General features: G+C 66.4%; 16 protein-coding genes, 1 tRNA gene and 2 pseudogenes. 7 read left to right on the top strand and 12 right to left on the bottom strand.

The window, feature by feature from the left end; genetic code table 11:
• A complete protein-coding gene (locus RHA1_RS31240; RefSeq protein ID WP_011598307.1) occupies window positions 1–2,979 on the top strand; it encodes a UPF0182 family protein in 2,979 nt (992 codons plus the stop codon).
• A gap of 73 nt (window positions 2,980–3,052) precedes the next feature.
• Here the strand turns inward: RHA1_RS31240 and RHA1_RS31245 are convergent, their stop codons facing one another.
• Together RHA1_RS31245 and RHA1_RS31250 are read right to left on the bottom strand one after the other, a co-directional pair.
• Entirely contained in the window at window positions 3,053–3,607 is a 555-nt protein-coding gene (locus RHA1_RS31245; protein WP_009479589.1) for a transglycosylase family protein, read from the bottom strand.
• Window positions 3,608–4,085: 478 nt separating this feature from the next.
• Window positions 4,086–4,415, bottom strand: a pseudogene (locus RHA1_RS31250) (transglycosylase family protein); the annotation flags it as partial.
• A gap of 442 nt (window positions 4,416–4,857) precedes the next feature.
• Between RHA1_RS31250 and RHA1_RS31255 the strand changes: the two are divergent.
• Window positions 4,858–4,934: transfer RNA gene (locus RHA1_RS31255), tRNA-Met, on the top strand.
• 77 nt (window positions 4,935–5,011) lie between these two features.
• Here the strand turns inward: RHA1_RS31255 and RHA1_RS31260 are convergent.
• The 4 genes from RHA1_RS31260 to RHA1_RS31275 all read right to left on the bottom strand — a co-directional run bounded on the left by RHA1_RS31260 (window position 5,012) and on the right by RHA1_RS31275 (window position 8,509).
• Window positions 5,012–5,656: a GntR family transcriptional regulator gene (locus tag RHA1_RS31260; protein ID WP_009479591.1), complete on the bottom strand. Its 645-nt coding sequence runs from the start codon at window positions 5,654–5,656 to the stop codon at window positions 5,012–5,014.
• Window positions 5,657–5,768: 112 nt separating this feature from the next.
• Window positions 5,769–6,824 carry an isopenicillin N synthase family dioxygenase gene (locus RHA1_RS31265; RefSeq protein ID WP_011598308.1) on the bottom strand — a complete coding sequence of 352 codons (1,056 nt, stop codon included), beginning with the start codon at window positions 6,822–6,824 and terminating at the stop codon, window positions 5,769–5,771.
• A gap of 24 nt (window positions 6,825–6,848) precedes the next feature.
• Entirely contained in the window at window positions 6,849–7,730 is an 882-nt protein-coding gene (locus RHA1_RS31270) for an ABC transporter permease (protein WP_011598309.1), read from the bottom strand.
• Window positions 7,727–8,509 carry an ABC transporter ATP-binding protein gene (locus tag RHA1_RS31275; protein WP_011598310.1) on the bottom strand — a complete coding sequence of 261 codons (783 nt, stop codon included), beginning with the start codon at window positions 8,507–8,509 and terminating at the stop codon, window positions 7,727–7,729. Before RHA1_RS31275 ends, RHA1_RS31270 begins: the two co-directional genes overlap by 4 nt.
• A gap of 340 nt (window positions 8,510–8,849) precedes the next feature.
• On the opposite strand from RHA1_RS31275, the gene RHA1_RS31280 reads away from it, so the two are divergent.
• The gene (locus RHA1_RS31280) at window positions 8,850–10,028 is read left to right on the top strand and encodes a substrate-binding domain-containing protein (RefSeq protein WP_011598311.1); all 1,179 of its coding nucleotides are present in this window, start codon (window positions 8,850–8,852) and stop codon (window positions 10,026–10,028) included.
• Here RHA1_RS31280 and RHA1_RS31285 read toward each other — a convergent pair.
• The 6 genes and pseudogenes from RHA1_RS31285 to RHA1_RS31310 form a co-directional block, all read right to left on the bottom strand.
• Window positions 10,015–11,649 (bottom strand): acyl-CoA synthetase, encoded by a 1,635-nt coding sequence (locus RHA1_RS31285; RefSeq protein ID WP_011598312.1) that lies wholly within the window; start codon window positions 11,647–11,649, stop codon window positions 10,015–10,017. The genes RHA1_RS31280 and RHA1_RS31285 overlap by 14 nt on opposite strands.
• A 164-nt stretch (window positions 11,650–11,813) precedes the next feature.
• Window positions 11,814–13,019 carry an acyl-CoA dehydrogenase family protein gene (locus tag RHA1_RS31290; RefSeq protein ID WP_005240205.1) on the bottom strand — a complete coding sequence of 402 codons (1,206 nt, stop codon included), beginning with the start codon at window positions 13,017–13,019 and terminating at the stop codon, window positions 11,814–11,816.
• 29 nt (window positions 13,020–13,048) lie between these two features.
• Complete coding sequence (locus RHA1_RS31295) at window positions 13,049–14,461, bottom strand: acyl-CoA dehydrogenase family protein (protein WP_016883139.1); 1,413 nt, start codon at window positions 14,459–14,461, stop codon at window positions 13,049–13,051.
• 219 nt (window positions 14,462–14,680) lie between these two features.
• Window positions 14,681–15,298 (bottom strand): annotated as a pseudogene (locus RHA1_RS52100) (multicopper oxidase domain-containing protein); the annotation flags it as partial.
• 165 nt (window positions 15,299–15,463) lie between these two features.
• On the bottom strand, window positions 15,464–16,252 hold the full coding sequence (hisN, locus tag RHA1_RS31305; RefSeq protein ID WP_011598315.1) for a histidinol-phosphatase: 789 nt from the start codon (window positions 16,250–16,252) through the stop codon (window positions 15,464–15,466).
• Window positions 16,253–16,301: 49 nt separating this feature from the next.
• Entirely contained in the window at window positions 16,302–16,796 is a 495-nt protein-coding gene (locus tag RHA1_RS31310; RefSeq protein WP_009479604.1) for a beta-class carbonic anhydrase, read from the bottom strand.
• Window positions 16,797–16,961: 165 nt separating this feature from the next.
• On the opposite strand from RHA1_RS31310, the gene prfB reads away from it, so the two are divergent.
• Genes prfB through ftsE form a run of 4 tightly spaced genes read left to right on the top strand, consistent with a single transcriptional unit; the run spans window position 16,962 to window position 20,164 of the window.
• On the top strand, window positions 16,962–18,068 hold the full coding sequence (prfB, locus tag RHA1_RS31315; protein WP_009479605.1) for a peptide chain release factor 2: 1,107 nt from the start codon (window positions 16,962–16,964) through the stop codon (window positions 18,066–18,068).
• A gap of 5 nt (window positions 18,069–18,073) precedes the next feature.
• A complete protein-coding gene (locus RHA1_RS31320) occupies window positions 18,074–18,970 on the top strand; it encodes a mechanosensitive ion channel family protein (protein ID WP_005240218.1) in 897 nt (298 codons plus the stop codon).
• The gene (locus RHA1_RS31325) at window positions 18,967–19,419 is read left to right on the top strand and encodes an Rv3103c transmembrane domain-containing protein (protein WP_009479607.1); all 453 of its coding nucleotides are present in this window, start codon (window positions 18,967–18,969) and stop codon (window positions 19,417–19,419) included. The genes RHA1_RS31320 and RHA1_RS31325 overlap by 4 nt, the downstream gene beginning before the upstream one ends.
• 55 nt (window positions 19,420–19,474) lie before the next feature.
• Window positions 19,475–20,164, top strand: coding sequence for a cell division ATP-binding protein FtsE (ftsE, locus tag RHA1_RS31330; RefSeq protein WP_005240222.1), 690 nt, complete (start codon window positions 19,475–19,477; stop codon window positions 20,162–20,164).
• Window positions 20,165–20,170: the final 6 nt, after the last annotated feature.

Consider the following 20,170-nt stretch of genomic DNA (forward strand, 5'->3'; position numbering starts at 1 on the left):
GTGGGCATGCGGCCCCCCGCAGGTTTACCGTCGTTGTCCAAACGCAGCCGAGTGCTGCTGGTGCTGGCGCTTGTCGTCGCGGCCCTGTTGCTGGTGGGTCCTCGGCTCATCAGTACCTACACGGACTGGTTGTGGTTCGGTGAGGTCGGATTCCGGGGTGTGTTCACCACGGTCCTGATCACCCGTCTGCTCCTCTTCCTCGTAGTCGGTGTCGTGGTCGGCGGAATCGTCTGGCTGGCACTGCTGCTCGCCTACCGTTCGCGGCCGGTTTTCGTCCCGGTGTCGGGTCCCAACGATCCAGTGGCGCGGTACCGCACCACGGTGATGACTCGGCTGCGCCTGTTCGGCCTTGCCATTCCGATCGCGGTGGGGCTGCTCGCCGGGCTCATCGCCCAGTCCAGCTGGGTGACGGTGCAGCTGTTCGTCAACGGCGGCGCGTTCGGCGTCGCCGATCCCGAGTTCGGCCTCGACGTCGGCTTCTACACCTTCGATCTGCCGTTCTACCGTTTCGTCCTCAACTGGCTGTTCGTCGCGGTTCTGCTGGCGTTCTTCGCGAGCCTGGTGACGCACTACATCTTCGGCGGGCTGAAACTGGCGGGCCGGGGCGGGGCACTGACCAATGCGGCGCGAGTCCAGTTGGCGGTGCTCGCGGGAACGTTCATTCTCCTCAAGGCCGTCGCGTACTGGTTCGACCGTTACTCGCTGCTGTCGAGCAGCCGCAAGGAACCCACGTTCACCGGTGGTAGCTACACGGACATGAATGCGGTGCTGCAGGCGAAGCTGATCCTGCTGGCCATCGCGGTCATCTGCGCGGGCGCCTTCTTCGCGGCGATCTTCCTGCGCGATCTGCGGATTCCCGCAATGGCGACAGCGCTTCTCGTGCTCTCCTCCATCCTGGTCGGCGCGGTGTGGCCGCTCGTGGTCGAGCAGTTCTCGGTGCGTCCCAACGCCGCCGACAAGGAGAGCGCGTACATCGAGCGGAACATCGCTGCCACGCGGCAGGCGTACGGCATTACCGACGACAAGGTCGAGTACCAGGACTATCAGGGGTATGGCACGAAGCCGCCGCGGGACGTGCCTGCCGACGTCATGACGATCGAGAACACGCGACTGCTCGATCCGAACATCCTGTCGCGGACGTTCACCCAGCAGCAACAGTTGAAGAACTTCTACGGCTTCCCGCCGACGCTCGACATCGACCGGTACGACATCGACGGGCAGTTGCGTGACTACATCGTCGCGGCCCGCGAGTTGTCGTCCAAGAGCCTGACGGGTAACCAGACGGATTGGATCAACAAGCACACCGTCTACACGCACGGCAACGGACTGGTCGCAGCCCCCGCGAACCGGGTGAACGCCGCTGCCGGCGAGTCCGCGGAGGAAGCCGCCAACAGCAACAGTGGTTACCCCGTCTACATGGTCAGCGACATCGCCTCGCAGGAGGCAGGTAATCAGGTCATTCCGGTCCAGCAGCCGCGCATCTATTACGGCGAGGTCATCGCCGACACGGACGCCGACTACGCGATCGTCGGCGGATCCGGAGGTTCGGACCCGCGCGAGTACGACACCGACACCTCGCGCTACACGTACACCGGTTCCGGGGGTGTGCCGATCGGCAACTGGTTCAACCGGCTGGCGTTCGCGGCCAAGTACACCGAGCGCAACATCCTGTTCTCCGGTGCCATCGGTTCGGATTCCAAGATCATCTACAACCGGGACCCACGGGACAGGGTCACGCACGTGGCCCCGTGGCTGACCGCGGACGGCGACTCGTACCCGGCCGTCGTCGACGGCAAGGTCGTGTGGATCGTGGATGCCTACACCACGTTGCAGGACTACCCGTACGCCCAGCGCAGTTCGCTCGACGGACTCGTCGAGGACAGCATCGACCAGAACACCGGCCGCCTGCTGCCCCGTAAGGAGGTGTCCTACATCCGCAACTCGGTGAAGGCCACCGTCGATGCGTACGACGGCACCGTGAAGCTCTACCAGGTGGATCAGAACGATCCGGTGCTCGACGCATGGATGGGTGTGTTCCCGGATGCGGTTCAGCCGGCGGATTCGATTCCCGACGAACTGCGAGCGCACTTCCGCTATCCCGAGGACCTGTTCAAGGTGCAGCGCGAGATGCTCGCCAAGTACCACGTGGACGATCCCAAGGAGTTCTTCACCAACAACGCGTTCTGGTCGGTGCCGAGCGATCCCACGATCGACACGAGCGCGAACCAGCCGCCGTACTACGTGCTGGTCGGTGATCCCGAGACCGGGAAACCGTCGTTCAATCTGACCAGCGCGATGGTCGGTTACAGTCGCGAATTCTTGTCCGCATATCTGTCGGTGAAATCGGATCCGGAGAATTACGGCAAGTTCACGGTGCTCCAGTTGCCGACGGACACGCAGACCCAGGGTCCGCAGCAGACGCAGAACTCGATGATCTCGGATCCACGGGTGGCGTCGGAGAGAACCCTGCTCGAGAGATCGAACAAGATTCAGTACGGCAACCTGCTGACCTTGCCGATCGCGGACGGCGGCATCCTCTACGTCGAACCGATGTATACCGAGCGAAGTTCGACGGGTCCGAACACGTCGACGTTCCCGCAGCTGTCGCGAGTGCTGGTGAGCTACCGCGAGCCGCCGCCGAGTAACAGTGTGCGCGTCGGGTACGCCCCGACGTTGGCGCAGGCGCTCGACCAGGTGTTCGGTGCCGGCACAGGCTCGGTGGCGACGGCACCCAGTGCGGAAGAGGGGACACCTCCGGAGACCGGCACCACGCCGCCGGTCGATCAGGGTGCGGCACCGGCGCCGACCGCCCCGGCGACGCCGCCGTCCGGCACGGATGTCTCGGCGGCCGTGGCGGAGTTGGACGCGTCGCTCGACGCCTTGACGTCGGCGCAGCGCAGCGGTGACTTCGCGGCGTACGGCGCAGCCCTTGCCCGCGTCCAGAAGGCGGTCGCCGCGTACGAGGCGATCCCGAAGTAGAGGCGCTTCAACGCAGAACGAGGCCCTGTCATCCGAACCGGATGACAGGGCCTCGTCGTATCTGATCGGAAGATCAGCGCAGTGCGTCGACCAACTGCGGGTTGGCGTCCACCAGCTGCTGGAACTGCTGTCCGTAGCCGTTCTGATCCGCGACCTGACGCGCGGCGTCGAGCGCCTGCTGTGCGGCGGGCTGGACCGGGGCGGGTGCCTGGACCTGAGCCGGAGCCGCGGGGGCGGGAGCCGGGGTGGGCTCCGGAGCGGGTGCGGGAGCCTCGGCGACGTCGCCGCCACCGGTGGACAGGTACTGACCGCACACCGGCCATGCACCCTGGCCCTGGGTCGCGAGAACGTTCTCGGCGACGCGGACCTGCTCGGCCTTGCTGGCGCTCGATGCCGAGCCGGTGCCGCCGTTGGCCTCCCAGGTGCTCTGCGAGAACTGCAGACCACCGTAGTAGCCGTTTCCGGTGTTGATTCCCCAGTTGCCGCCGCTCTCGCACTGGGCGACGCCGTCCCAGTTGTGGGAAGCGGCGGAGGCGGTGCCGGTGCTCAGTCCGAGCGGGACGGCGACGACGGCTCCGGTGACGGCGATCCAGCCGAGGGCACGCTTGCTGATGCTGTGATTGGTCATGCGGGGTCAATCCTCTCCGCGCTTGCTGGCGTGGCCGGCCTGCGGGTGACGACGTCTGCGTCGTCACGCCGGGCTGCGATTCTGTGCCGCGTCCCTGCCCCTCGAAGGTTTCGGGGATTCCGAACCCGCGGGGCAGAGCTAGCAGCGGCGGGCCGGCTTTCGCCCGGTTGTTTCGGGCCGAGAGCGACCGTACGGGAGCTTCGGCCGCAGTTCACCTGGCGAAAATGGTGGACAGCTGTCTGGCGCCGAAGGCGAATTCACCCTGTCTGTGCAGGTCAGTCCGCCTCGATATCGTTTCGGAGTCTATTCGTTACCCCGCTGTTATGTGTCGCGGATCACCACTATTTTGTGCAGCGGCTCACGTCGAAATGGCAGGAAATCGGGTCCCGGTGGTGTATTGCGAGGCCACGCGATGCAGGAGTGCCCCGCGCGCAGTCGTGCTGCGTGCGGGGCACTCCCGAAAATGTGCTGCGGATCAGAGGTACTGTCCGCAGACCGGCCAGGCGCCGGGGCCCTGGGTCGCCAGGACGTTCTCGGCGACGCGGATCTGCTCCTCGCGCGAGGCGTTGGCCGGCGAGCCGCTGCCGCCGTTCGCTGCCCAGGTGCTGTCGGTGAACTGCAGACCGCCCGAGAAGCCGTTTCCGGTGTCGGCGCCCCAGTTGCCGCTGCTCTCACACGCTGCGACGGCGTCCCAGTCTCCGGAAGCAGCCGATGCGGTGCCGGTGCTCAGACCGAGCGGCACTCCGATGACTGCTCCGGTGAGTGCAATTGCGCCCATGGTCCGCTTGACGATGCTGGAATTGGTCATGTGGTTGATTCCTCTCCGCGCCTGCTGACGAGGTTGTGGTGTGCGGTAACGGCTGGTGTGCCGACCCGGTGGTCGATCTGTCCTCGTCCCTGCCCCTCGAGGTGTCGGGATTCCGAATCCCGCGGGGGCAGGTCGAGCTGCGGCGGGTCGGCGTTGCCCGGTAGTTTCGGGCTGGCAACGAACGTACGCGGTGATCACGGAATGGTCACGGGTCGATTTTCTGTGACGGGCGTCCAAATACTGGGACGAACGACCGGTGTTTTCCCAGGTCGTCCTTGAAATTTGAGGTTTCGGCAGCGTTACAGATTTCGCCTAGAATGTGACGAGCATCATAACTTTTAGGTAACAGATGTGACTCGAGTGGTGCTGAAAGGTTGCTACTCGGACTCTTTCCGGGCGATTTGCAATCCGTTCGTTCGCTCGTGTAACTTTGTTCATGCAACGCGGGGTGGAGCAGCTCGGTAGCTCGCTGGGCTCATAACCCAGAGGTCGCAGGTTCAAATCCTGTCCCCGCTACCACCGAAGAACCGGTGTCCTGGATTCCAGGACACCGGTTCTTTTTTGTCTCCGCTCGCCCCCGGTCGAGGGGGCGGTTCTCACATACGCGTCGTCCGTATCAGCAATCCCGCCACATGTGCGCACGCTGCTGCCCGCGCCCCGACCGCATCTCCGGACTCGATGGCCCCGACGATCCGCTCGTGTTCGGTGACGGCGAGTCTCCGATTCAGATCCGCACTCCACATGTCCGACCGGTACAGGTGCGATTGCCCGTCCAACCGCAGGAGGGCTTCGCTCAGCGGCTTGTTGCGGGCGGTTTCCCGGATGAGGGTGTGGAATTCGAGGTCGAGCCGTGAATCGCGACGCTGATCGGCGGGACCGTCCAGCAGTTCACGTTGGACCTGCACCATCTTCTTCAATTGCTGCACCGTCTCATGGGTGGCAGCGGCAGTCGCGTGAAATGCAGCCAGTCCGTCGAGTACCTCGCGGACCTCGAAGACGGCGCGGATCGAGTCCGCGTCGAGCGAATCGACCTTGGCGCCCGCGTTGCGGGTGTAGACGGCGATGCCCTCGTAGATGAGTTGCTGCACGGCCTCCCGGACGGGGGTGCGGCTGACGTTGAGTTTCGCGGCCAGCGCCGGAACGCTGAGGGGCGTGCCGGGGGGCAGTTCGCCGGAGAAGATCTGTTCACGAAGAGTGTCGTGAACGGATTCGGTGAGCAGGGCTCGTTCCGTGTGTGTCATCGATCCTTCCGAACCCTTCCCTCGGGGCGGGTCGTGACCTCGCCGCCCGGCCCGGCTCCTGCGTCGACTCTATTCGATCGCCGGCGGGAGGGCCTCCCACCGGCTGATCCCGCTAGTGGGCGGACCGCACCCGTGCGGCTTCGCGAAGTGCCGCAGCCGGTTTGACGCCTGCCTTCAATCCGGCGACCTTGGCCGCGATGTTCTCCGCGACCGTGATCGGCGGGTATCCCGGCTCCCCGTCGACGAGCGTGCCGGGGAGCGGTGCGATCACGGCGTCGTGGTTCCCGTCGAAGAAGAACGCCGCGGATCGCCGGCGAATGATCTGTCCGTCGGTGATGGGCGGATTCACCCGGTGCACGGTCGAGCGCCACCGGTCGTTGGTCCACCGGGCCATGGCGTCGCCGAGGTTGATCAGCAACGCGTCGTCGGCGGGCTGCGTATCGTGCCACGTGTTGTCGGAGCCGAGGACCTGCAGGCCGGGAACCTGATCGGTCCAGAGAATCGTGAGAATTCCGAAGTCGGTGTGTGCGCCCATGCCGGTGGCATCGCCGTCGAATGCGGCCTCGCCCTCGGGGAGCGCATAGTTGTTCATCTTCAATGCATTGATCGAATGGTCGACCATCGCGTCGAAGTATCCCGGTTCCACCCGAAGGGCATCGGCGAACGCGGCCAGGAGAATTCGTGCAAGTACCTGGGCGCGCGCGAAGTATTCCTCCACGCTGCTGCGGAACGCCGGGGCGTCCTCCGGCCAGGTGTTGGTGGCGTAGCTGGTCTCGGGGAGTTCGAGTTCGGGGTACTCGGTGGTCTCGGTCCCGACGATGAAGGCCTCGTAGAAGTCGTTCATCATGTTCGCGGACTCCACCCCGAGACTCATGCTCAGGGACTCGGACGCGGGCGGCGAGTACCCACGGTTCTCGGCGGAGGAGCGCCGGTACTTCTTCTTGGTCTCGAGCGGGAGTCCGAAGAATTCGTCGAGCGCACTGGTGAGGCGGTCGACCGTCGCTCCGGGAATCCGGTGACCGACGATCTGGACGAAGCCGACCTCACGGCACGCGGTGTCGAGTTCCGCTGCCACACGAGCGCATTCGGCGCTGTTGTGGGCGCGCGCTCCCTCGGCGAGATACGGGCTGATGTCGACGGTCGGGACGATTAACGGGGAAGTGGGCATGACGGCCTTTCGGGGAAGCGGTGGTCAGGACTTGTGGCCGGACGCGTGCCAGCTGCCGACGAGCAGTCGGGACAGGATGCCGAACGCGGAGAACACGGCGACGCCGAAGACTGATGCGATCACGATCGCGGCGATGAGATCCTCGGATTGGAGCCGGCTGCGGAACACGTCGAGAAGCGTGCCGATGCCGGGCTCGCCCTTGGCGAAGAACATGTCTCCGATGATCGCGCCGACGACGACGAGGCCGGACGCGGTGCGGATGCCGGCGAGGACGGCGGGCAGTGCCGCGCGAAGTTCCAGTTTTACCAGGCGATCCCATCGGGATGCCCGGCCGAGTGTGAACAGTTCGTGCAGGCCGCGGTCGACGGACTGGAGTCCGAAGTGAGTGTTGGTGATGATGGGAAAGGCCGCGATGAGGACGCACACGAGTGTGCGGGCCGTCATTCCGTAACCGAACCAGAGGCCGATCAGCGGGACGATCGCGAGGATCGGAATCACCTGGAGCACCACGGCGTAGGGGTAGATGATCCGTTCGATCCACTTCGCGCGGCTCATCAAGACTCCGGTACCGACTCCGACGAGCACGGCCACGACGAAGCCGACCAGCGCGACGCGGGCAGTGACGGCGAGCGCCTCGAGCATCGGGGACAGGTGTTTCCAGTCCAGGAGCGACTGCGTGAGAACACGATTCGGCGGAGGAAGGAGGAATTGCCGTTCGGGGGAGAGGACGAACCAGCTCACCGCGGACCACAGTGCGAGTGCTCCTGCCAGCGACAGCACGGGAAACAGCAGGCCCGTGGCCACCGTGACCGTTCGCGGTCGCCGCGCCTGCGAGCCCGTGTCCGTCACGGCCGGGGTCCGCGCGGTCGCGACAGGAAGGGGCAGGACGGCAGGTGCTTCGGTCATCGTGTGCTCCCGTGCAGGCAGGTCGAGATCTGGGCGACGTACTCGGTGTATTTCGGGTCGAATCGCAGTTGGGGGCTTCGCGGGTGAGGGAAGTCGATGTCGACGACCGAGGCGATCCGTCCGGGCCGCGCGGTCATGACGACGACCCGGTTGGCGAGGTACACCGCTTCCGACACCGAGTGGGTGATGAACATCGACGTGAACCCCCGGTTGCTGTACAGCCGGTGGAGTTCGACCTGCATGTCGAGCCTGGTCATCTCGTCGAGGGCCCCGAACGGCTCGTCGAGGAGCATCACCTCGGGTGCGAGCGTGAGGGCGCGGGCGAGGGAGACGCGCATCTTCATTCCGCCGGACAGGGACCGGGGTAGCTGGTCGGCGAAACCGTCCAGCCCGACGGCGGTGACGGCCTCGGCCGCGCGTGCCTTCCGGACCGCCGCGTCGCCCCGGCCGAGTTCGGCCGAGAGTTCCACGTTGGCGCGCACGCTCCGCCAGGGCAGCAGTGTGGGTTCCTGAAAGATGAACCCGACGGAGTCGGTGGCCAGGGTCACGGATCCTTCGGTCGGACGTTCCAGTCCCGCGGCCATTCTCAGCAGTGTCGACTTCCCGCAGCCCGAAGGTCCGACGACGGCGACGAAGTCGCCGCGGTGAACGTCGAGGTCGATGCCGTCCAGTGCGACGGTTCCCGTGTCGAACCGTTTGACGACGCTGCTGAAGGCGATCGCGACGTCGTGTGTGAGCCTGCGGGCGTCGACGTCCCGCGTCGTGTCGGCGAGTCTCATCCCAACCTCCAGTGACTAATGCATGCAACGAATCGGTCCTTTCGATAGGAATAGTCTCGATTACATGTATGTCTTGCGGGTTGCGAAGTGTGAACACCCGGTGACATGTGGCCGATCCTGCGCAGAACGTCGAGTAGGTGGCGTGATAGCGAGCACCAAGGCGGTCGTTCACGTGACCGAAACAAAATCGATATTGCATGTAATCAGTTCGCGTGCACACTGGGCGCACCGGCCGCCGACGCGTCGAGCCGGCACCGAATTCCCTTGGTCGTCACGAGTGTTCGCCGCACCTCCGCGGTGCCGGCGACCACCGTCATCGATTGTGTTCGCGAGGAGAACAATGAACCGCAACATCAGGACCCTCCGGCAGGCGGGCATGTCCGCCGTCGTGCTGGCCGCACTCGGCCTCTCGGCGTGCAGCTCGGCCGACGGCGGCAGCGCCGCCGGGATCACCCTCGAACCCGCCGCCGAATCGCAGACTCTCGCCGGGGTGTGCCCGGAAAACGTCGTGGTCCAGTTGCAGTGGCAGCCGCAGTCGGACATGGGCGGGTTGTTCCGGATGCTCGGCGCCGGATACGCCGTCGACGCCGACGAGAAGTCCGTGACCGGACCGCTGGTGGCCGGCGGTAAGGACACGGGTGTGGATCTGACACTCCGCGCCGGCGGTCCGGCGATCGGCTTCCAGTCGGTGACGTCGCAGATGTACGTGGACGATTCGATCGCACTCGGCGTTGTCCACGGGGATCAGGTGATCGCCGCCGCCGCGAGCCAACCGGTCGTGGCGGTGACGCCGCTGCTGAATTACAGCCCGGCGATCCTGATGTGGGATGCGCAGACCCACCCGGACTGGCGGACCGTGGCCGACATCGGGCAGTCCGATGCCTTCGTGGTGGTCTCGAAGGAACAGCTGTTCCCCCAGTGGCTGGTGGCCCGGGGTCTGCTGAAGGAGTCCCAGATCGACACGAGTTACGACGGCGCGCCCTCCCGGTTCGTCGGGGATCCCGCGATCGCGCAACAGGGTTTCGCGAACTCGGAGCCGTTCACCTACGAGTACGAGACTCCCGCCTGGGACAAGCCGGTCGCCTACGACCTCCTGAAGGACTCGGGCTTCGACATCTACGCGTCCAACATCTCCGTTCGCGCGGACAAGCTGGAGTCTCTGACGCCGTGCCTGCAGAAACTGGTGCCGATCATCCAGCAGTCCACCGCCGATTACATCACCGCTCCCGGGGTCACCAACGAGGCCATCGTGGACGTCGTGTCCCGGGACTCCTCGTTCTCGCCCTACTCCGAGGGCGAGGCGGAGTTCAGTGCCCAACTGCTGAAGGACGAAGGGCTGATCGCGAACGAGGCCGACGGATCGGTCGGAACGTACGACATGGCGCGAGTGCAGGGGACGGTCGACGAACTGAAACCGATCCTCGTTGCCGGGGGTGCCGCGATCCCGGATTCGCTGACGGCGGAACAGATCTACACGAACCGGTTCACCGATGCCGCGATCGGGATCAGCTCTCCGTGACGTCCATCTCGATCAGGACGCGACGCAGCAACTTGCCCGTCGCGTTGCGGGGGAGTTCCTCGATGAAGATGATCTCGCGGGGCACCTTGTACCGCGCCAGGTTCGACTTGACGTGGGCCTTCAACTCGTCGGCGTCCTTCGCGGACCCCGGACCGGGTACCACGAAAGCCCTGAGGCGATGGCCGAATTCGGAGTCCTCGACACCGATCACAGCAGCCTCGAGCACGTCCTCGCGGTCGGCGAGCAGGTTCTCGACCTCGAGGGGGTAGACGTTCTCGCCGCCGGAGACGATCATGTCGTCGTCCCGGCCGTCCACGAAGAGGAGGCCGTTGCGGTCGAAGTGGCCGACGTCGCCGGTGGACAGCAGACCGTTGATGCGCTCCTTGTCGCGACCGTCGGTGTAGCCGGCGAAGCTGAGACCGCTGGCGACGAAGATTCGTCCGACGGTCTCGGGTTCGGTGATCCGTTGACCCGACTCGTCGTAGAGTTCCACGTGGCAGGTGACGGGTGCCCTCCCCGCGGTGCCCGGCGCCAGCGCGAGGTCGGCCGGAGTCGCGACGGTGGCGACGGCGACCTCGGTCGAGCCGTACAGGTTGTGGAGCACCTCGCCGAAGGCGGCGGTGGTGCGCTTGCAGAGGTCGGGGGAGAGTGCGGACCCGGCCGCGAAGATGATCTTCAGGCTCGACGTGTCGTACTTGGCCAGGGTCTCGGGCCCGAGGTCGATGATGCGCTGCAGCATGGTGGGAACAACGACCAGTGTGTCGCAACGGTGCTTCTCGACCAGGCGGATCGTGTTCTCCGGGTCGAACTTGCGATGCATCACCACGGTCTGGCCCAGCGCCAGCGCGAGCGCGAACTGGGAGACTCCCGTCCCGTGGAAGGCGGGGGCCGCCATCATCATCGTCTGCCCGCGTCGCAGCGGAACCCGGTCGAGGAACTGGGCCGACGCGAGCGGCGACGTGTGTCCGCGGGGAGCGCCCTTCGGTGTGCCCGTGGTGCCGCTGGTGAGGAGGACGAATCCGCCCTGCGTGGACGGCGCGGGGAGCGAACTGCGGTCTCTGCCCTCCATCACGTCGTCGAGTGTGCGGACCTGGGATGTCGAATCGTCCTCCACCCAGGAGCGATAGGCGATGACCTCGTCCGGGAGGGCCTCGGCGACCGCGTGGAACTCGTCGTCGTACACGAACGCCTGAACCTGTTCGCGGGCGGCGACGTCCACGAGTTGCGGCCGGGCGAACCCGGTGTTCATCAGCACCAGCTTGGTGCCGTTCTTGGCGGCGGCGAGCATCGTGAGGACCAGGCCGCGATGATTGCGGCACATGCATCCCATGACCGAACCGGGAGTGATGCCGTCGGCCTGCCAGGCCCGCACCAGGGCGTTGGACTGCTCCTCGATGTCGGTGTAGGTGAGCGGGCCGCGCTCGTCGATCAGGGCCACCGCATCCAGCCCGGCCTCGGCATTCGCGTGGACGGGCCCGGCGAACGGACCGAACTTCCGCACGGCCAGGATCGAGCGGACGCCCTGGTCGACGCGGGGGAAGGGAACGAGGCCTGCGCGGTTCATCACCCGCACAGCTCCCACGGTGTCCGTGATCTTGGTGAGGAAGTGCTGAGCTGGCATGGCGAACCCCTCCGGCTGCAGTGACGGATTTCCCGTTCAGCGTAGATGAAGAGGCCGGTCCGGCCACGCGGTCCGGCGAAGCCGGATGTCCCGCACGAAGAAGCCCCCGCCGCAGGTGAGCGCGGCGGGGGCTACACCCCTCGATGAAAGTCCCCCTCGAGCTGCTACTTCAGCTCGGCGGACGACTTTCCGAGCAGACGGCGAGCGACGATCAGCTGCTGGATCTGCTGCGTTCCCTCGAAGATGTCGAGGATCTTGGAATCGCGCGCCCACTTCTCGAGCAGCGGGCGCTCCGAGTAGCCCAAAGTGCCTGCGAGTTCGACGGCCTTGAGGGAAATGGCGGTTCCGGTGCGCCCGGCCTTCGCCTTCGACATGGATGCTTCGAGTGAGTTCGGCTTCTTGTTGTCCGCCATCCACGTTGCGCGCAGAGCGAGCAGGTAGGCGGCTTCCCAGTCGGCCTCGAGCTGCAGGAACTCGGCGGCGGCCGCGTGCTGGTTGTACGCGGGGGTGTCGTAGGAGATCTCCACACCGGCGTCGGAGAGGATGCTGCGCAGTTCTTCGAGCGCGGCGCGGCCGAGGCCGACCGCCATGCCGGCGACGATCGGTCGGGTGTTGTCGAACGTCTGCATGACGCCGGCGAAGCCCTTCTCGACGTTGACCTCCGGCGTGCCGAGCAGGTTGTCCTTGGGGATCCGGCAGTCCTGCAGCAGCAGTACCGCGGTGTCGGACGCCTTGATGCCCAGCTTGTGCTCGAGGCGGGCGACACTCAGGCCCGGGGCGTCGCGCGGGACGACGAACGACTTGATCGCGGCGCGGCCCTTCGTCTTGTCGACGGTGGCCCACACGACGATGTGCGTGGAGCGCTCGCCGGCCGTGACGAAGATCTTCTCGCCGTTGAGCACGTACTCGTCGCCGTCGAGCACCGCGGTGGTGGTTACGGCGGCGGAGTCGGAACCGAAGCCGGGTTCGGTGATGGCCATCGAGGCCCACACCTTGCCGAAACGCTCGAGCTGCTCGTCGGTGGCGACGGCGGCGATGGCCGAGTTACCCAGGCCCTGGTACGGGATCGCCAGTGTGAGACCGACATCGCCCCAGCAGGTTTCGATGACGTTCATCAGCGACGACATGTTGCCGCCGTTGACGTTCCCGATGACCTTCGGCTCGTCTCCCCGTCCGAGGGCGGCGCCCGCCGCACCCTTACCGGAGTCGTTGAGTCCCTCCACCATGGCGGCCATGGTGTCGAGTTCCTTGGGGTAGGCGTGCTCCGCGAGATCGTACTTGCGGGAGATCGGCCGGAAAATTTCCGCGGCGACCTGGTGCGCCTGATTCGCGGAGGCTTTGAGCTTCTTGGGAAGTTCGAGGTTGATCATGACAGTTTCCTTAGTTCGAATCCGGCCGCTCAGATCAGGACGATGCCCTCGGCGACGCCGATGGCGCGCAGATCGCGGTACCAGCGCTCCACGGGATGTTCCTTGGTGTAACCGTGGCCACCGAGCAGCTGGACGCCGTCGAGGCCGATCTGCATGCCCTTCTCGGATGCCAGCTTTCGGGCGAGGGCCGATTCGCGGGCGAAGGAGAGCCCCTGCTCGGCGCGCGAGGCGCCGCGCAACGTCACCAGACGCAGGCCGTCGAGTTCGATGCCGATGTTCGCGACCATGAACGCGACCGCCTGACGGTTGCTGATCGGTTCGCCGAACGCGACCCGCTCGTTGACGTACGGGATCACGTAGTCGAGAACGGCCTGTCCGGTGCCGACGGCGAGCGACGCCCAGCCCAGGCGGGCGAGCCGGATGGCGTCGGCGTACTCGGTCTTCCGCACGTCGGCGTCGGCGTCGCCGAGCAGACCCGACTCGGGCACCGCGACATCGGTGAGGTTGAGCCGGCCGAGGCCCGCGGCGCGCAGCCCCATGCTCGGGTCCGCCTCGACGACGAGTCCCTTGGTGTCGGCCTCGACGATGAAGAACGAGGGCTTGCCGTCGAGTTCGGCTGCCACGATGAACAGCTCCGACGAGGCGGCGGCGGGAACGAGGCTCTTGACGCCGTTGAGCTTGTAACCGCTGGGGGAGCGAACCGCTTTGGTCTGCAACGCGAACGGATCGAACAGTGCGCGTGGCTCGTTGACGACCACGGCGGCGTTCGGAACCTGCTCGCCCGTGAACGAGGGCAGGTAGGTCTTCTGCTGGGAGTCGGTGCCCCACTGGGTGAGGGCGACGGCGACGCCGCTCGGCGCGAGGATCGGCAGGGCGAGCCCCATGTCGCCGTGGGCGAGAGCCTCGGCGACGAGGGAGTTGGTGACGGCCCCGCGCTCGCCGGCGGCCCCGTCGAGTTCCTCGGGAACGTTGATGAGGGTGATGCCCAGTTCGGCGGCGCGCTTCACGAGATCCGCCGGGGCCGCTGCGGCGGCGTCGGCGTCGTGGCCCGCAGGTCGCAGGATCTCGGCCGCGAACTCACGCACGGTCTCGACGATCATCTGCTGCTCGTCGCTCGGGGTGAGGTCGAAGTAGCCGGCCTTGGCGGTCGGGTTGTCGGGGAGGCGCTTCGGCGCACCGCCGCCGGACACCTTCTGGAACCCGCGGGTCGCGGCGCCAAGTGTCTTGAAGCCGGTCCTCGTGCCTTCGTAGGTCACCCGGTCGATCGTCTGGCGCAGGTTGTACTTCTCGGCCAGCTCGGAACCGGTGATCTTGGTCAGCACACGCATCGCGGCACCCATGGCGTCGCGCTTGACCGGATTCAGTCCGACGGCGGACGTGTCGCGGGGCTTCCGCTTCGCGCTGTCGTGGGGGGCAACAGTGTCTTGCTTGCTCATGATCACCAGCTGTTTCTCGGTGTTCGGGCGTGGACACGATCTATCTTACTCAGCGGTAAGGTGGGTGTCTACTATCGAGTAAGTTCAAGTGCCTGCAACCGTCCGCGAAACGCCCCGGCTCGCAGTTCCGATGTTCGCGGCGCACGCCTGGGGGCTCTCCGAATTGGTTCCCTACTTCGGCGCGGTCGCGCTGGTCGACGTCGCGATGCGCGCCCGGCGGAGGCCGGCACCGTCCGCGGTGAACCGCCTGTCCTGAATGATCAGCGGAAGATCGTCCAAGCCATACGTTCTCGGTAGAGCGAGGGCGTCGGTCGTGTCGTCGTCGACGAGGAAGAGTCCGGCGAGTCCGCGGTAGACGTGCTTTTCGGTCGAGCCGTGCGGGTGCGGGTGATACCAGAGCGTGGCGGCAGGCTGGTTCACCGTCCACGACGGCTCCCACCGCGCGCCGGGTTCGATCGACTGGTGCGGTCCGCCGTCACACCTGGCCGGGACGTGCATGCCACCGACGTCGGCTCGGGCAGTTCGTTGTCGACGGCGAAGGCAACCCCTTCACCCCGTCGGGCGCGGAGGGTCGGGCCGAGCATCGATTCGCCGTAACCCCAGGTGGGGGTCCTGCGACCGGCCAGGATCTCGGACGTGCCCGCTCGCGCGGTGAGCGTGAAGTGCCGGACGCCCGAATCGTCGACGGTGGAGCGGCCAACGGCGGAATCGGGAGTCGCCGGGCGAACCTCCCCCGGCGACGGGGGCAGGGGAGTCCGATCCTCCGGAGGCGCAGGCAGCGGACAGGGCGAACGGCGCGGACGCCAGTCCCATCAGAAAGGTACGTCGGGCGAGGGCAGTCACGATTCTCCTGGGTCCTGTCGCCGCGAGGATCGCGGCGGCAATTGGCTCAGGAGAAATTCTTCGTGACGGAGACCGGCGCGCCGTCCTCCTCGGGGCCGAGGATGGCGGAGCCGGAGTCGTCCGTCGGAGTCGTGTCAGAACCTGCTGTCTGTGCTGGTCCCGACGTCAGTTCGAGCGCAGGCGGGACAGCGCCTCGTCGTGGAGCAGCGTGTTGGTGGCCAGTGCGCTGCCTCCGTGCGGGCCGTCGGCGCCGGCGAGGTTGGTGAAGCGGCCGCCGGCCTCGCGCACCAGAACGTCGAGGGGCGCGAGGTCCCACAGCGACACCTCGGGTTCGGCGGCGATGTCGACGGCGCCCTCGGCGAGCAGGCAGTAGGAGAAGAAGTCGCCGAACCCGCGGACCCGCCACACGTCGTCGGTGAGGGAGAGGAACTGTTCGCGGATGCCCAGGTCCTTCCATCCCGACAGGCTCGAGAACGTCAGGCTGGCCGATCCCAGTCGGTCGACGGCGGAGACGGCGAGACGGGCGGGCTCCGATCCGTCGAACGTCGACCAGGCGCCCGCGCCCGACGCGGCCCACCAGCGGCGCGCGAGTGCCGGGGCGCTGACCACACCGACGGTGGGAACGCCGTCCTCGAGCAACGCGATCAGTGTGGCCCAGATCGGGACGCCGCGGACGAAGTTCTTCGTCCCGTCGATCGGGTCGACCACCCACTGGCGTCCCGCGAACTGCGCGTCGCCGCCGAACTCCTCACCCAGCACGGCATCGGCGGGTCGCTCGGCGTCCAGCGTCGCACGCACTGCCCGTTCCACGGCCAGGTCGGCGTCGGTGACCGGCGTGAGGTCGGGCTTGTCGTCGACCGACAGGTCGAGCGCCCCGAATCGGGCCCTGGTGATCGCGTCCGCCTCGTCGGCGATTCGGAGGGCGAGCTGCAGGTCGGCGTGGAGGTCGGTCACGGTCGCCCAGATTACTCGTACCGCCGACTCGTACCGCGCCAGCGCGAACTCAGTCGATCTTCACTTCCGCGAGCTTCCCGGTGGCGACGTCGAACACGAACCCGCGGAGGGACGTGGTCGCCGTGATGAACGGGCTGGACTGGATGCGGCGCAGCGACTGCCGGACGTCCTCGTCGAGGTCGGAGAACGCCTCGGCCGACCAGGCCGGCTTGATACCGACCTCGTCCTGGATGGACTTCTTGAAGTCGTCGTCCGTGAACGTGAGCATCCCGCAGTCCGTGTGGTGGATGAGGATGATCTCGGTGGTACCGAGCAGTCGCTGGCTGATCGCGAGCGACCGGATCTCGTCGTCCGTCACCACACCGCCGGCGTTGCGGATGACGTGCGATTCACCCTCCTGGATGCCGAGGACCCGGTAGACGTCCAGACGCGCGTCCATGCAGGCGAGGACCGCGACGTGCTTGCTCGGGGGGAGGGGGAGTGGCCCGGTGAATCCGGCGGCGTACTCCTCGTTGTTCTTCAGGTACTGGTCGGTCACGGTCATTTCGACTCCGTCCGGAATGGCGGCACAAACATGTGCGTACTCGTGCATGTAACAAGGGGTGTCCGGGGTCCGCAAGGGTTCGACTCGACGTGATCCGAAGGGGTGACTTCGGCTGGGAAGCAGGGGTGAGAGGGCCCGGGCGCGCACCCGGTAGCCTTGGGAACCGTGCATCCCGACGTATCCGCAGACCTCAGCGAGCTCGACACCACCCTCCGTACCGTCGAATCGGTGCTGGACGTGGAGGAGTTGCGCCGCCGCATCGACGAGCTCGAACACCAGGCCGCCGATCCGGAGCTGTGGAACGACCAGGAGCACGCCCAGCAGGTCACCAGCCAGCTCTCGCATTCCCAGGCCGAACTGCGCCGCGTCGAGGAACTGCGGACGCGGCTCGACGACATGCCGGTGCTCTACGAACTCGCCGAGGACGAGGGCGCCGACGCCATTGCCGACGCCGACGCCGAGCGGCACAGCCTGCGCGAGGACATCGCCGCGATGGAAGTCAAGACGATGCTCTCCGGCGAGTACGACGAGCGTGACGCACTGGTCAACATCCGATCCGGCGCCGGTGGCGTCGACGCCGCCGACTGGGCCGAGATGCTGATGCGCATGTACGTCCGCTGGGCGGAGAAGCACGGTTACGGGGTCGAGGTCTACGACACGTCCTACGCCGAAGAGGCCGGCATCAAGAGCGCGACGTTCGCGGTCAAGGCGCCCTACAGCTACGGAACGCTGTCCGTCGAGATGGGCACGCACCGGTTGGTCCGGATCAGCCCGTTCGACAACCAGGGTCGCCGGCAGACGTCGTTCGCCGAGGTCGAGGTTCTGCCCGTGGTCGAGACCACCGACCACATCGACGTCAACGAGAACGACGTCCGCGTCGACGTGTACCGCTCCTCGGGTCCCGGTGGGCAGTCCGTCAATACCACCGACTCCGCGGTCCGGTTGACACACATTCCGACCGGCATCGTCGTGACCTGTCAGAACGAGAAGTCGCAGCTGCAGAACAAGGTGTCGGCGATGCGCGTCCTGCAGGCGAAGCTGCTCGAGGTCAAGCGCAAGGAGGAGCGCGCCGAGATGGACGCGCTCAAGGGCGACGGCGGCAGTTCCTGGGGCAATCAGATGCGGTCCTACGTGCTGCACCCGTACCAGATGGTCAAGGATCTGCGCACCGAGTACGAAGTCAACAACCCGTCGGCGGTGCTCGACGGTGACATCGACGGTTTCCTCGAATCCGGCATCCGGTGGCGGATGCGCGAGAATCAGGCGTCCTAATACCTATGGAAGCGACGGCGGCGATGTTCGCTCCCACCCAGAACCTGCTCGACTGGCTCTCGTCGACGGGGCTTGCTGTGTCGCTCACCGTCCTCGGAGCGATCCTGATGGCGCGATTCGTCAATTGGGGCGGCAGCAAGGTCACCGACCGGATCGACAGCAACTACATGCAGGGCGACGCCCTCGTCCGGTCCGAGGCGACGAAGCACCGGCACTCGGTGGCGCAGGTGATCACCTGGGTGATCATCACCATCATCTACGTCATCGCGACGATGAAGGTGCTGGACCAGTTGAGCCTGCCGATCGGTAGCCTGGTGGCCCCGGCCACCGTGCTCGGTGCGGCACTCGGTTTCGGCGCGCAGCGCGTGGTGCAGGACATCCTCGCCGGCTTCTTCATCATCACCGAACGCCAGTACGGCTTCGGTGACACGGTGCAACTCGCGGTGACGGGGTCGTCGGAAGACGCCGAGGGCGTGATCGAGGACGTCACGCTCCGGGTCACCCGGATGCGGAACTCGGACGGTGAGGTCATCACCGTTCCCAACGGCCAGATCGTCAAGGCGATCAACCTGTCCAAGGACTGGGCGCGCGCCGTGATCGACGTGCCGGTCCCGGCCACGTCGGACATCAACCGGGTCAACGAGGTGCTGCACCAGGTCGGTGTCGAGGCCTTCGCGGATCGCGGGCTGAAGAAGCTATTGCTCGACGAACCGACGGTGATGGGAGTGGAGAGTCTGACGGTCGACGAGGTCAGCGTTCGCGTCGTGGCGCGAACCCTGCCGGGTAAGCAGTTCCAGGTCGGTCGCGCGCTGCGCGTGCGCATCGCCACCGCGATGAGACGGCAGGGGATCACCGTCGAACCGGACCTCCAGACGGTCCGGGCAGCGGAGGGCGAGGGATGACCGACGAACCCCGGCGCGGACTGGACCGGATTCTGCACTCGTCGTTCCTTCCCGCCAAGATCTTCGGCGGACGGGTACGGACGTCGACGCTGGTGCTGTGCATCCTCTGGGTGGTGCTGTACACGCTGTACACGTATCTGAACCCGGCCGAAGAGGTGGTCCAGGGCCCTGTCGCGCCGGCTGTCGTGCCCACCCGGGAGGCGCCCCTTCAGGAGACCACGCTGCCGACGTCCGAGATCGAGCCGACGACCGAGTCGACGTCGGAGACGGTCACGACCACCGAGACGACACCCGAGGCGATCCCGCAGGAGACGGAGCCCACCGGGACGAGTCAGGTGACGTCCACCCCGACGTTGCCGTTCGGGATTCCCAACCCGTTCCCGCCTCCGCCGACGGGCACACCGCCGACCACGTCCTCCGTCCCGACGACGTCGCAGAGCGGACGATGACGTCCGCGCGTCGCTCCATTTGGTCACTGTTCGATAACGTCTAGACTGGCTCCTCGTGATCAGCGTCGAGAATGTGTCGAAGTCGTACAAGACCTCCACGAGGCCCGCCCTGGACAAGGTGAGCGTCGAGGTGGACAAGGGCGAGTTCGTCTTCCTCATCGGCCCGTCGGGGTCGGGAAAGTCGACGTTCATGCGCCTGCTCCTCAAGGAGGAGTCGCCGACGTCGGGTGACATTCACATCGCGGACTTCCACGTCAACAAGCTTTCTGCCCGGCGCGTGCCGAAGCTGCGGCAGAGCATGGGCGTCGTCTTCCAGGACTTCCGGCTCCTGCAGAAGAAGACCGTGTCCGAGAACGTCGCGTTCGCGCTCGAGGTGATCGGGAAGCCGCGCGCGATGATCTCCCGGACCGTCCCCGAGGTGCTCGAGATGGTCGGGCTGTCCGGGAAGGCGGACCGTCTCCCCACCGAACTGTCGGGCGGTGAGCAGCAGCGCGTCGCGATCGCGCGGGCGTTCGTGAACCGGCCGCTGGTGCTCCTGTGCGACGAGCCCACCGGAAACCTCGACCCGGAGACGAGCCAGGACATCATGCTGCTGCTCGAACGGATCAACCGCACCGGAACGACGGTGGTGATGGCCACCCACGACCACCACATCGTCGACTCGATGCGCCGTCGCGTGGTGGAGCTGGACCTCGGCAGAGTGGTGCGCGACGAGGCTCGGGGTGTGTACGGCGTGGGGCGTTAGCCGCCC

It is taken from the genome of Rhodococcus jostii RHA1, from assembly GCF_000014565.1.
Lineage (GTDB): Bacteria > Actinomycetota > Actinomycetes > Mycobacteriales > Mycobacteriaceae > Rhodococcus_F > Rhodococcus_F jostii_A.